The organism is Bartonella numerosa (assembly GCF_037070845.1).
Lineage (GTDB): Bacteria > Pseudomonadota > Alphaproteobacteria > Rhizobiales > Rhizobiaceae > Bartonella.
In genome coordinates this window covers 1-13,995 of the sequence record NZ_JAYMZI010000011.1, presented here as the reverse complement: position 1 = coordinate 13,995, position 13,995 = coordinate 1, and the positions used below count along the sequence as shown (strand labels likewise).

Here is a 13,995-nt window from a genome sequence, read left to right as displayed (position 1 = left end):
AAGCATTCATGGTTCAGTCGCAACATACACAAGAAGCTCATCAAGAGAATTATCTTTACCAAGGCAGCAACGTATTAAAAAATAAGTACGGCGTGACAGATTCTCTGGAACTGATACAAAGAAGCAAACCCGATGTGGAACAAGCGGCAATTGAGTTACGTCAAGAGCCTTTACCAGACCAATTTGATATTTCCTACTTAATGCACATTCATCACTGTTTATTTAAAAACACCTTTGAGTGGGCAGGTAGACCGCGCTACATGCGATCTAGATTTGATGATGGAAGCGTTGCTGTTTTGAAGGAAATGAAACCGACAGAATCCGGGATTTCTTACGTAAATGGCGATGAACTCCAAAATACATTGCTAAAGATAGATTATACGCTCGCTAAAAAAAATAACTTACAAGACCTATCGCGTACGGAATTTGTTAAGGAAATAGCAGAAATGCTCTCTTCCCTTAACCGCACACATCTATTCGTGGCGGGCAACCAACGTACACAAGAGATATTTTTCGAGAGACTTGCTGAAAAAGCGGGGCACAATCTCGACTTTTCACTTGTAACGCAAACACATATGAATGACGTCAGAAATATCGCAGCAAAATATGGCGATATAGATCCCATGGCAGAAATGCTCAATGGTATTTCCGATCCCAGAAAAATCCCTGCTTTAAGAGAATTTAAAAGCAAGATGGAAAATATGGTCGGCGCCGGCGTTCAAAATCGTGTTATTTTAGGCGCAAATGAAGGGAGAACTTATCAGGGGATTTACCAAGGTACTGGTGAAAAGTATTTTGCCCTTAAAGTGGGTGAAACTTATATTGTTAGCGCAGCAGAAGATCTCACACCGGAACAACGAAAAAATTTACGGGTCGGTGACCTGTTTACTTTCACGGCTCCGAAAGCCATAGACGTTGAGAAAGTTTTAATTCCATCGGAAACAATACCTAATCTGACGAAAGAGCAAATCGCAGAAAATGTCGCGCAAGATGCTTTTGTCAAATCAGCAAGAAAGCGGGTCGAGTGCTTTGCAGAGCAAGTTTATGGTGTGCCCAATCTATTTGAAAAAACAATGAATTTAATTTGCAAAGACCCCAGCGCTGGCGAAAGACTTCCTGATCAAATTGAAAATAATCCCACGTTGTTCCACAGTCTTGCTGGCTTCAATTTATTTGGTTACAAAACCAATAGACGATTAGAATCCGAAGAAAATATCGGAAAGCTTAGCGATGCGATAAAAGCTTTTGTAGACTCTGTAAAAACATCCAGACAAGAAGTCATAGAAAAGCATCAAGCAGAGCAAGCCCGTTGCAGAAGACAAGTGGATATGCCAAGCAATGAATTGAAAGAGATCCTTGATCTGCCAAAGGAACTTCAACAAGAAGCCCTGAGAGAATTTCCTACACTACGAAAAGAGTTAGATGATCTCATGAAACAGATAAATAACCGTCTTTCACAAAGAGAGCACAAAACAATTGTCGGAAAGGCTTGTGAGGAGGTTATTAATGCTATTGGAGTGCCAGAAAATAAGGCAAAGGAAATTATAAAAATCGTTTCCCAAACAAAAGAGGCTCTCGGAGAGGGAGTGGAGAAGATTCAGGCAATTAAACTTCAACGATCCTCCTCAAATGCAATGTCCATGATAAGCTAAAAGTTCAGGAGTTTTTGTGTCTTTGTTTTGTCAAATGAAACGTTTTGTGGAGTCCTGTACACGTTTGTGTACTATCGTATGTTGTGGGGACTTCCTGCGTGTAAAAAAGTTTACCTATTGTTTGTCAGTATATGGCTTATCGGCTTTTGCGCCCTATACTATTAGGGGCGGAGTTTGGCGTGTGAGCCAACCTTAAATGGTTGTAGCTCTCGGGGTTGCGGCGAGTGCTATGCTTCGGGTTTTGTTCTTACAGGCAGATCGTCAAGCGTGGTTCAAAAATGGATACACGGAAGAGCGTTCACTTGTAACAATAGCGGGTAATAACTTTGAAATATTGGAATAAAGAGGAAAATTTAACGAGCAATGCCAATTAGATCGTGTCGCATTTTTACATCAAAATAACCGTGAGGTTAGTTTGGTTTTTCGTTTGTGCGGCGCGTGTAGTTTGCAGAGGTGTCCCGCGTGAGAGATTAGGGCTTTAGGAATACGCACGAGAAGCAGTTCTTCCGTTAAAAAGTCTAACTCTTTTAAGAGTGGTGTCATATCATGAGGAATGTGTCCATGGAAAAATCAAAACAAACGCGCAAAAATCATGCACCGGGTTATAGCTACCCAAACACGAATATACTAAAAAATAAATATGGACTGACGGATCCTAATGCTTTTGGGAGAAGATATGAACATGATGTGTTAAGTGCACTGGATGAATTGTCCCAAGAGCCAGTACCTGCACGAGTTGGTTCTGAATACCTGATGCATATTCATAAACGATTGTTTAGAGACGTTTATGAATGGGCTGGAAAACCACGTTATATGCATTTTAAATTTAGAGATGGAAGCGTTGCCGTTTTGGATGAAATGGAACCAACAGAATCTGGAATTTCTTATGCAAATAGTGAAGAAATTCGAAGAGAGTTGGCAAGTATAGATTATGATCTTAGCCGGGATAATTGTTTCCGTGGTTTATCACGCGAAGATTTTATTAATCGTGCAGCCAAAATTCTTGTCTCTTTAGAAAAAATGCATCTCTTTGTGGACGGGAATAAGCTCACAAACCAATTATTTCTTGAAAAACTCGCTGAAATTGCAGGACATAACTTCGACTTTTCTCTTGTAACAGAAACGCATATGAATGTTGTTGCTGCTGCTGCATTGAAATACAACGACCTGCAGCCTCTGAAAGAAATGCTTGATGGTATTTCTGATCCAACTAGGACACCAGCTTTAGAAGAGTTTGTGAGAAGCATGCAACATGCTCATGGAAGTGATTTTCATAACAATCTTATTTTAGCTGCAAAAGAAGGGAAGACCTACGAAGGAATATATCAAGGTGTCGGTGTAGAGAGCTTTGCAATTAGAACAGGAGATACCTACGTCGTTTGCCAATCAAGTCACCTTGCACCAGAGCAACTAAAAAATATGCAAAGCGGTGATAAGATTCTTTTTACGGTCCCAAAAGCAGAAGATCTTGAAAAAATTCTCATTCCAGCAGAAAAAGTTGCTGATTTAACAAAAGAGCAAATCGCAGAACAAGTCTCGCGAAGTACTTTCGTGAAAGCGGCAAGAGGATGTGTCGAATATTTTTCAGAACGTGTCTACGGAAAATCTGGGGTATTTGATACGACAATGGGTTTAATTTGTGGAGTTCCAGGAGCAGGAAGCAATCTCCCTGCTCTAATTGAAAGTGATCCTAGGTCTTTTCATAAACTTGCAGGGTTTAATTTTTTTGGTTTTAAGACTAATAGACGGTTGGAAGCTGAAGAAAATGTCGGAAAACTTAGTGATGCACTTAAAAATTACACGCTTGCTGCAAGAGATGCTAAAAAAGAACTCCTCGAAAATCACAAAAAAGATCAGGAGCGTCGCGGACAAGAAGTGCGCATGCCAAGCAAATCGCTGCTAGATGTTCTTGATTTACCAAGGGAACACCAGCAAAAAGCCCTGGAACAATCCCCTGAATTACGAAAAGAACTAGATGGTTTTGTGAAGCAAGTAGAAAATCGTCTTTCTCCAAAAGATCGTCGGGCGATTGGTGTTGAAGGCGCGCGCGGAGAGCTTATGTCTAGTATTGGGGTATCGGCAAACAAAGCAAAAGAAATTTCACGAATTTTCTCCAAAGCAAAGGAAGCTCTCAAAGAAGAGCCAAAAATTGCCAAAGTGATTAAACTTCAACAGAAGCCAAAAGCGGTATCTATAGCAAGTTGAAAAAGAAGTTTTGTGCCTTTTGTTTAATAAACAGAATGCTGTCTTCGACGGCATTTTGTTTGTGGCTGTTTTTTTTCTGTCGTTATACTTCTGCAGCGTTGTAAATTCAGGTAAAAAATTAACACTACTTTTTTTGTAAATACATATAGTTCGAAATTTTTTGCACCCTATATTGCTAGGGACGTGAATAAATTTTAAGTGATTATATTTTGTACAGCTATCGTGAACACCATATTCCAAGCTTTTATTCCTACAGATAATTCACAAAATAAGGTTCCAGACAATATGCAATACGGATTGTGACCATCTGTAAAAATGATAAACAGCAATGAAAAACATAAACTTTCCTGAAAAATGGTGGTCTATGCAAACGGCATCAGCCGGCGTTTTTTATGTGTTTTCAGTACAAAAATCGCCTCACCACAAAGCCGAAAGAAAATAACCATGAAATACACAAAAACACAACTTGCACTCATTCTTGCACCCATCATTTTGTGTTCTTTGTCGATGCTCCTCATTCCCCATTTATTATACTTCATCACAGATGGAATGGACAGCAATCAAGCTTATTGGTACCTGCGTTCAGAACCACTAGCAACTATGGTAGTGATTTCTATCGTATCATTATTTTATAGCACACTACAAAAACTGTATATACGAAGAGCGATAACAATTGTTTCAGCTACTTTTTTTTCTGCTGTTTCTCTTTATTACATTGTAAACGAAATTAAGCGATTAAGTCCATACGTTGGTCAAAATGGAATAACCTGGAGCTACGCCATACAATTCATAGATAATATGGTAGTTTTTGGTGTAATTTCCGGCATTGTTATTTTGATTTTACAGGCCATAATAGCCACCCCGCGTGCAAACAATGTGAAGCGTGCTAAAAAGGGAATTTTTGGTGACGCATCGTGGATGAGTCTAAGAGAGGCAGCAAAAATCTTTCCAGCACATGGACAAATCGTTGTTGGTGAAAGATACCGGGTGGATAAAGACAATGTGCGCGACATTCCATTTTCACCAAGCGACAAAACAACATGGGGGAAAGGTGGTACTGCACCTCTTCTGACATTTAACCTTGACTTTGGATCAACTCACATGATTTTTTTTGCCGGTTCTGGTGGATATAAAACAACGAGCACCGTCATCCCGACCTGCTTAACATATACAGGATCTGTTGTTTGTCTTGACCCTTCAACGGAAGTTGCGCCAATGGTAAAATTTGCACGCAAAAAAATGGACAACAGAGATGTCATTATTCTTGATCCAAATTCTGTTCTAACAAAAAAATTCAATGTAATCGATTGGCTTTTAGACGACAGTGTACCTCGCACACAACGCGAAGCCAACATTGTAAGTTTTGCAAAACTACTTCTTACAGACAAAAAATCAGACAATTCTTCAGCAGAATACTTTTCAACACAAGCCCATAACCTTCTGACAGCTCTTCTCGCCCACGTTATATTTTCTGATGAATACGAAAACAGTGAACGAAATTTAAAAACATTGCGTGGTATACTCTCCCAATCAGAAACAGCTGTTGTTAGTCAATTACGTCATATTCAAGAAACTTCTTCTTCTCCTTTTATTCGTGAAATGGTTGGAATTTTCACGGAAATGGCGGATCAAACATTTTCAGGTGTCTATACGACAGCATCAAAAGATACTCAATGGCTCTCCTTATCAAATTACGCTGATCTCGTCTGCGGTAGTGACTTTCTGTCTTCAGACATTGCAGATGGCAATATGGACGTTTTTCTTAACCTCCCTGCAAGCATTTTAAACAGTTACCCAGGTATTGGACGGGTAATCATCGGAGCATTTTTAAATGCAATGGTTACCGCCGACGGAAACTACAAAAAACGTGTTTTATTTGTTTTGGATGAAGTTGATCTTCTGGGCTACATGAATATTCTGGAAGAAGCACGTGATCGGGGACGTAAATATGGAATATCCCTGATGTTATTTTATCAATCATCTGGTCAATTGGTTAACCACTTTGGGGAATCAGGAGCGCGATCGTGGTTTGAAAGTTGTTCATTTGTAAGTTATGCTGCTATCAAAGATTTACATACAGCAAAAGATATTTCGGAACGATGTGGTCAAATGACTGTCGAAGTGGCTGGTATCAGTAAATCTAGGGGACTGTCTCTCGCGAGAGGATCCCATAACATAAATTATCAACAAAGGGCACTAATTTTACCCCACGAAATTATCCAAGATATGCGTCAAGATGAACAGATAATTCTTATGCAAGGACAATCGCCTTTACGGTGCGGACGATCTGTTTATTTCAGAAGAAAAGAAATGCTAGCATCTGTTGCAAAAAACCGCTTTGCCCCGAAAGCAAAGAAAACCTAAAGTTAAAACAACATAGGAAAAATATATTTCTTTTCTGCTATTTCTGGTATCACATATTTTCTTTTTATGCTTGTGATCTATGTGACAGACAGTAAAGCGAGTGGGCGTTTCAGTCTGATGTTTGTTATCTTACTTCCGCGTCCACGGTGGAGCGTCTGTCAGTGAATTATCAAGTGCAGATTTATTAAAGAGAGTGCCATTGAGTGCCATCCATTGATGAAGGTAGTGAATGAATTGGGGCACGGAGTGCTTTTCAACAAAGGGTGGCTTGTACGGGTGGTCGTTGTCGATTATCCCGGTTTTTTTCGTGTCGCGAAATGTGCAAAAGCGTCGCGAAGCCGCTGGCATTGTTGTGGTGTTTGTGTGCTTGGAACGGTTGCGCTTCATTCAAAATATGGTTTCAGAGGAAACTGCGAGGGGTGGGTGTTCGTGGGAATTTAGCGTTCTCATGAATGAGATTACATTCTAAGGAAAAGGCCATGGCAAAATCAAAAAATAAATCTCAAACATCAAATTTTTCATACCCTAACGGCGTGCTAAAGAACAGGTATAGCATAAAAAGCCCCGAAGCTTTCAATGCAATGTACTCTTATTATGTAAAAAAGGAAATTGGCGATCTATATAAAGCGCCCATGCCGGAACGGTTTGATTCTGAATATCTAAGGCATATCCATAGGCAATTATTCAAGAATGTTTTCGATTGGGCAGGATACACGCGCGACACGGCTGTAAAACTTTCTGATGGTACTCTTGCTGTTATGACATCAATAGACGACAGAGGTTCTGGAGTTCCTTTTGCGGAGGGCAATCAAGAAATCCAACGCAGATTAACAAAACTAGATGTAACAATTTCTCAAAAAAATAATTTGAAAGGCCTATCGCGTGGAGAGTTTATATACGAAGCGACAAAATTATTTTCTGATCTCTACAAAATTCACCCTTTTGTAGCAGGGAATGGACGCACGAGCCAAATATTTTTCGAAAGACTTGCACAAAACGCAGGCCACCAACTCGACTTCTCACTCATAACGGCAGACCGTCTAGATACTGCTTGCAGGGTGGCAGCGAAATACAACGACTTGGTTCCTATGAAGGAAATGTTTGAGGATATTTCTGATCCTAAAAAGGTTCAAATTCTGAAGGAATTTATGGATAAAGCAAAACAGAGAGGCGAAGATGTCCAAAGTAGCCTTGTTTTAACTGCAAAAGAGGGTAGAGACTACCAGGGAACCTACCAAAACGTCAGTGAAAATACTTTCGCTATTGCAAAAAATGGCATCTACGTCGTCTGCTCGAAAGAATGTCTTACACCGGAACAACGAAAAAGTTTACGATCTGGTGATGAATTTTCTTTCACAGTTCCAAATGGAAAAGCCCTTAGTGAAGTTCTTATCCCTGCAGAAAAAGTATCTCCCCTGACCGATAAAGAAATTGCCGAAAAGGTCTCTAGAGACATTATCGTAAAGGCAGCGCAAAGAAAGGTTCAGCGTTTTTCAGAACTTGTCTACGGTAAACCCGGAATATTTGATTCACGAATGAATCTAATCAATGAAATTCCGGATTCAGGTGATCGAATCCCAAATCAGGTTGAAGATAATCCTCGGTCTTTTCACAATCTTGCGGGTTATAAGTTATTTGGTTACAAAACCGATAGACGGTTGGAATGTGAAGAAAATATCGGGAAGCTTAGCGATGCACTAAGGGATTATGCGACTGCTGTGAAACGTGCTAGGGTAGAAATTGTTGATTTTCATCAAGCAGATCAAGCTCGTCGCGGAATCCAGGTGGAAATGCCTGGTAAGATCGTGCAATCTCTTTTTTCTGTGTCGTCAAAAACACGACATGAAACTTTAATGGAATCCCCTTCTTTGCAAAAAGAGCTGCTTAATTTTATTCAAAAAGTCAATAGCCGTCTCTCACCAAGTGAACGTCAAGCAGTAAGCTACGGTGATGATAAAAAGCTCGCAAACAGTATCGGCGTATCGAAAGAGAGAGCGGAGACGATAGGAAAAACAATTCGACAAATTAAACATGAATACGAAAAATGCACACTACAACAACGAGAATGCGTCAGAGTGCACCGCCCAAGAACAATGTCAGTAGCGAGTTGAGAGACTTGAATTTTATATCTTTGTCTTAGACGCTCACCGGGTAGGAGTGAAATAATATCCTACCCAACGGTGGTTGTCTTTGTGCTACGTCTTACAAGTTCCACTTTATGCCGAAATTGGCAAGTTGATGTTGGGAAATCTTGGCATTTACATATCGTTTTTTTCACTCATCTTGAGCAGGCCGTGTATGGAACGTTCAAGATGGAGCTCTCCTTCGTCTTGCCGCGCAATCATACCACGTAGATAACCTCCAGGCGATTGAATGAGCTGGCGACTATATTTTTCTAAGATAATCCCTATAGCTAAAGCAGCTTTTTCTAATCCCATAGTTGTTTTTGCTTGTTCTACAGCATTTGATGAAATTCCGAGCATTTTTGCTAAAAAACCCATAGAACTTACGATATCCTTTATAGAGTTGATATTATTATCAAGGTACATTGAGGTATGCGGCATAGCTTTTTTCCAGATTTCTGACTTAATTTGAGGCAATATATTCTTACTTGAAATGGTTTTTTGTTTACTTCTGCTATTATGACTTTCATAAGCTTTTTTAGACTGTGAAATTTCGTGGTTTTTTTGAATGTATTTTAGCTTATCTGTACATTTTTCTTTTTTCCTGTTTGAGGGATTATCTGTTTGTTGATTACAATTACTAATTGGATAAGGGTTTGTATTATGTATATGCATAACATTTTTATTATTTTTGCATAACATTTTATGAAAAAACAAACGACTTAAAATCCAATTTAAAAGCCGGATAGCCCTTTCTAATTTTGAGAACGACGCCTTAATAGGAGAGCCGATTATGTTCGTAATCTTTTTCACACGCCCCCAGAGTACAGATACAACCGGAATAGGTCCTGCAAGCGCAACGCAGGACTGTAATTGGCGACACAGTCCGCGAAACCGCCTCGCTGCAACATTTTGACGTCTCGTTTCTTCCTTCGTTTCAGAAATAAGTTGCTGCAACTCATGATATCGGGAAATCAAAATGCTCAAATCAATACCGCAAGCAGTTATTACATTGCCTTCAGAACTTACAGGAAACCTTTTATAATTGCCAGAATCCCGCATAACAACGAGCCCTTTATCAAAAAGGCGAGAAAGCAATCTGCTCGTATGAACGTCGCTGCACCCAATTTCCAAACCAATTCGGCGATTGCTTTTGAAAACAACGGGAACACCCCCTTTATCAAATGATCGGGGGGAAACGGTATTCAGTAGAACATGTAACAACTGAGCCTCTGTTGCCTTAATAAGCCCGGTCATGGGCAATTGTCGAACGAGAGAAATAAGTTGTCCTCTACTGACCCCTCCAATATCAGCACGATCTGCTATTTTTATGTATTCAATGTGATGCGCTCCTATACATCTTCCGGACGCTTTCCTAACCATAAACATTCTAACCTCTCTTTCAGAGGCAAAAAAATGATAAAAACACCCCTTCTCTGCAAAATTCCTCTTGCAGAACGGCGCATAATAAATTAAATGGAAGGAAGTTGTTTATTTTATTTAATTTAGTGGTTCACGTAGTTCCATTTAATTTATTAAATAGATGTTTCTTATAAACCCTTCTGTTTTCAGCAGTTGGGTTTTATTTTTTTGCCATTTGTATCCTCTGCTATTTTTTGTGAATCACTCATTCGCAAAACCTGCGCAATTTTAACTATATTGAAAAAGTTTTCCTTTTCAATAGACTAATCGAATTTAATATTCCCTCCGTCTTATTTCTTGTATTTTTGGTCTATAATGTAGCAGTATCTCCATCCCTAAAGTGCTGCACTTGCAGAGTGTATGCAGCGCGAGTTTGGCTCGCAACGTTATAAAACAACAGTGCATTATCCATCAAAACATTGCTAATTACGCATGCCTCGTTACCTTTATTTGACAAGTTTGATCATTAACGAAACCACACATTTTAATCGAAAGCGATCGCCATCAAATTTCACGTCAATCTACAAAGAAAAAGATGAACGAGCCCGATAAAATCTAACAAATAAGCTGACCAGTGTGTAATTCGTCATACTCTCGTTTCATGCCTATCAGATTAGCATCTTCTGCAAAGCTTTTTTAAAATAGACAACTCCGTAAATTACACGCTTCCAATTATTACTTTCCATGATATATGAATTATAGGATGATTGAACCAGAAAGCGGGAGATTGATTTTTTTTACCAAGATGATCATTCCGCTATAAACTCATTAACAGCCGCAGCAATACGAACTCTCCATGCAACACAAATAACAAATTTGGCTTTTAGAAAAAATATTCATGGATCGCAAAACTTCGATAAAGCAGGCCTTGATTTATTATGTAAATACAAAATACATATTAAATATGTAAAAATTACAAAGAAAAATAGTTTTCACAATCGTTTTCTCTACGTAAAAATGTGAGGCAATTGCGCGAGGATATTCTTAGTCATGGCAACCACGGGCACGGAATATCATACTAACTTCAAAGCGCACTTTCAAATCTGCCGTATTGCTTACACATAAAGGCCCCTGCGCTCCGTGATTTGCTACACCGCAATAAAAGCAGAAATTTCAAAAATTGCCTATTCTATTATATCTTGCAAATGACAACCAATATTCAGAGAGAAAAATTTGATGTATTATTCCAAGACCATCCCTCTTCGTGAATGTTAAAACACAATCGCAAAACTTTTAAGTCTTAGCTCGCCATAGCCATTGTTTTTGAATGCTGAGGCTTTTCCACTTGCACGCGAGAACTACACTGTCCCATTTCCTGTCTTGTCCTCTCAGCATTTTCGTAGATCTTTGCAATTTCCTCAGCTTTTCGTACTGATGTACCAAGACTTTTGGCCAGGGCCTTGTAATTTCTTTCACCAACTGCTTCACACTCTTCTGCCGACAAGCGACTATTGACTGATTTTATTAAAGTCATGAGCTCTCTCTGTAGTTTAAGAGAGTTTTCCAAGGCAAGCTTTCTCGCCTTTTCTGGCAACATGAGTACCCCCCGCAACTCCTCGCTTGGCGCGTACACTCTTTGCCTACAACGCTCTTGTTCGGTTTGATGATCCACAATGGTTTTGGTTTTCACTTGCAAAGCAGCATCTGCGCAACGCGTAATTGCCTCACTGAGTCGTTCGACCCCCTCTTCGGCCACCCTGCGGGCAGAATTTTTGAAACAACCCAAAAAAACCCTACCATTAAGTCGACTTATAGACTCGGGATTTTCTGAAATTCCTCGAGCTATTTCTCTTCCTAATTCTGGGTTTTGTTTCAAATTCTCTATCTTTTCCTCCAATGCATGGTGATTACCGTAAACAATCCTTGCCAACCCCCTAATATCACTCATAGCCAATTGAACACGAGGATCTCTTTCAATTTTTGCAACGACTTCATCTCTCGTCAAAGGTATTACATTTTCCTCAGTTATAAAACTTTGTCTAAGAACCCGCTCAGACAAAATTGTAACTCTGACTTCATCACCGAGCCGGAACGATTTTATTTGCTCCGGTAAAAAATTGTCCTTTGGAACAGCAACAAAAATATCACCAACTCGTATTGTTATGCCGTTATCACCAGAACCTAGATAGCTTCCAGCATAGGTGGTGCCCTCTTCTGCAACTAAGACAATGCGCTTTGACGCTCTTGCGATATTGCACTGCCTCATTTGCTCAATGGATTCCCTTAAGAGAACTATTCTTTGCGGCTCAGAAATATCGTTAAAAACACCATTTATTAGCCTAAAATCACTATTTTTTATTGCTTCATCACAGGCTATATCTACGCGTTTTTGTGATGTAAGTGAAAAATCAAGATAATGACCTGCTTTTCCAGCAAGACACTGAAAAAATACGGCAATTGCTTGTTTGTTCCCATCTACAAAAGGATTTGTTTTCCGTGTAAGAATGAACATTCGTACCGCGTTATTGACAAAATCTTTGCGAGAGAGCCCCTGCAAATAATGACTACTTTTTAGAAACTGATCTAAACTCTGTAAATTTTCACTGACTTCTCCACCAGTTGCGAAAAACTTAGAATCCGCGCCCGCTTTCGTGAATACTGGCATGGAGGCTTCACTGCCATCTGAAAATGTAAAAATTTGGTCACGGGTAACACCAGCCCATTCAAAAGAATTTTTATATAAGCGGCTATGAATTTCTTTTAGATATTTGGAATCAGCAGGGCCTAGTACAGGAATATCATGTAAATCGGATAGAGCAACCTTCAAATCACGTGCACATTGCCGACGCAATGCCTTCCGATTTTTTATGGAGTATTTATTCTTTAGTACATCAGTACCGGGATAACAATAATCGGATGTCGATGACAAATTGGTATGGAATGTTCTTTGTTGCTGAATTTTTTTCACGGCCATACTCCCTGCAAAGCAGTACCACCCTTAAGAGTAAAGAGCTTCCCCTAAGAAAAATTTCCCCCCATATATTTTTCTAAAATTTCAAATATCTTCGAACATAAATTATCTCCTTCGACAGCATGGACATCAATGAAATCGCGAAAACGCTGAATGCTTAACAGCCTTTTTAAGACGCGGCAAAATAGCCAATCATAGTTTCCTATATGACACAATTTTTTGCCATAACCCCACTCACCGTTATTTTATCAAAAGCAGATTTTCACAGTGTACTGCATTTAATGTCAATATGGATGAATAAAAACGGGTACAAAAACTGCTTTGGTTATATAAACTAGATAACTCAAATTAGATTCCGCGACCACCTGTCCGTATAGAACAATAAAGTTAACTATAAAAAATTTATAATTGAATGATTAACAACACCGAGAGCAAGATGTCGTCAACAACGACCCCTGCTCACAGATACTAAAATAAAAAGTGTAAATCCCACTTCTAGCTCGCCATGGCCATCGCTTTTGTTTGTGTTTGCTTATTTACCCGAGCGTATAATTTAGCGCAATTTAAATCATGCCTAGCCGATTCAGCTTTTTCGCAAATCATCGAAATCTTTTCCGCTTTCAACACCGAAATACCAAGCTGATCAGCAAGCCCCTTGTAATTGTGCTCTTTAATCGCTTTATGATCCTCAGGTGAGAGACGCCCATTCAATTGTTTTAATAAACCAGTGAGCTCTTTTCGTAAGCTGGGTGAAGTTTCTAAAGCCTCTAGTCGCGCTCTCGATGATGATTCAAGAACTTTTTGTAGCTCGTTGCTTGGCATGCGTACTTCTTGTCCAGTACGTTCTCGTTCATTGTAGTGAGAGTCAATTATCTCTACCCTCGTATTTGCAGCAACCTTACAATACTTACCCAAAACTTCAACCAAGGAAGGAACAGATTGCTCAGCCAATCTACGAGTTTCATTTTTGAACCCAAAGTAACTTTTTCCTGCCAACTGGCCCATAAATTTTGGATTTGTTGCAACATGTTGAACAAATTCTTCACCCAAATCAGGTTTTAGACAAAGCTCTTTCAATTGTTTGTCAAATATGTTGGGATTTCCGTAAACGGCTTGCGCTAGACCCCTGACATTTGCGGAAAGTACTTTCAAGGTAGCATCTTCCGAACTTTTTAAAAGAAGTTCATCATCCGTCAAAGCACCCAAATCTTCTTCCGGAACTAAGCACATTCCAAGATCTTTATCTGAGAGGACATTAATGTTAACGTGATCACCAAATTTGTAACTCTTTACCTCTTCTGGATTTAAATTGTCCTTT

At 39.4% G+C, this 13,995-nt stretch carries 9 protein-coding genes; 6 read left to right on the top strand and 3 right to left on the bottom strand.

Translation table 11 applies throughout. From position 1 onward, the window contains the following. Window positions 1-8 precede the first annotated feature (8 nt). The 6 genes from WCP75_RS04350 (at window position 9) to WCP75_RS04325 (ending at window position 8,332) form a co-directional block, all read left to right on the top strand. A complete protein-coding gene (locus tag WCP75_RS04350; RefSeq protein ID WP_336277023.1) occupies window positions 9-1,652 on the top strand; it encodes a BID domain-containing T4SS effector in 1,644 nt (547 codons plus the stop codon). 196 nt (window positions 1,653-1,848) lie between these two features. Then, window positions 1,849-1,995 carry a hypothetical protein gene (locus WCP75_RS04345; protein ID WP_336277022.1) on the top strand — a complete coding sequence of 49 codons (147 nt, stop codon included), beginning with the start codon at window positions 1,849-1,851 and terminating at the stop codon, window positions 1,993-1,995. A 218-nt stretch (window positions 1,996-2,213) separates the two neighbouring features. Next, window positions 2,214-3,857, top strand: coding sequence for a BID domain-containing T4SS effector (locus tag WCP75_RS04340; RefSeq protein ID WP_336277021.1), 1,644 nt, complete (start codon window positions 2,214-2,216; stop codon window positions 3,855-3,857). A 444-nt stretch (window positions 3,858-4,301) separates the two neighbouring features. Then, window positions 4,302-6,221, top strand: a complete 1,920-nt coding sequence (gene traG / locus WCP75_RS04335; RefSeq protein ID WP_336277020.1) for a Ti-type conjugative transfer system protein TraG — start codon at window positions 4,302-4,304, stop codon at window positions 6,219-6,221. A gap of 216 nt (window positions 6,222-6,437) precedes the next feature. Further along, window positions 6,438-6,662, top strand: a complete 225-nt coding sequence (locus tag WCP75_RS04330) for a hypothetical protein (RefSeq protein ID WP_336277019.1) — start codon at window positions 6,438-6,440, stop codon at window positions 6,660-6,662. A gap of 38 nt (window positions 6,663-6,700) precedes the next feature. Continuing rightward, window positions 6,701-8,332 carry a BID domain-containing T4SS effector gene (locus WCP75_RS04325; protein WP_336277018.1) on the top strand — a complete coding sequence of 544 codons (1,632 nt, stop codon included), beginning with the start codon at window positions 6,701-6,703 and terminating at the stop codon, window positions 8,330-8,332. A 147-nt stretch (window positions 8,333-8,479) separates the two neighbouring features. Here the strand turns inward: WCP75_RS04325 and repC are convergent, their stop codons facing one another. The 3 genes from repC to WCP75_RS04310 form a co-directional block, all read right to left on the bottom strand. Next, window positions 8,480-9,727, bottom strand: a complete 1,248-nt coding sequence (gene repC / locus WCP75_RS04320; protein WP_336277017.1) for a plasmid replication protein RepC — start codon at window positions 9,725-9,727, stop codon at window positions 8,480-8,482. Between the two features lie 1,279 nt (window positions 9,728-11,006). Further along, complete coding sequence (locus WCP75_RS04315) at window positions 11,007-12,674, bottom strand: BID domain-containing T4SS effector (protein ID WP_336277016.1); 1,668 nt, start codon at window positions 12,672-12,674, stop codon at window positions 11,007-11,009. Between the two features lie 498 nt (window positions 12,675-13,172). Further along, window positions 13,173-13,995: BID domain-containing T4SS effector (locus WCP75_RS04310; protein WP_336277015.1), on the bottom strand; the 823-nt coding region annotated here is incomplete at its 5' end.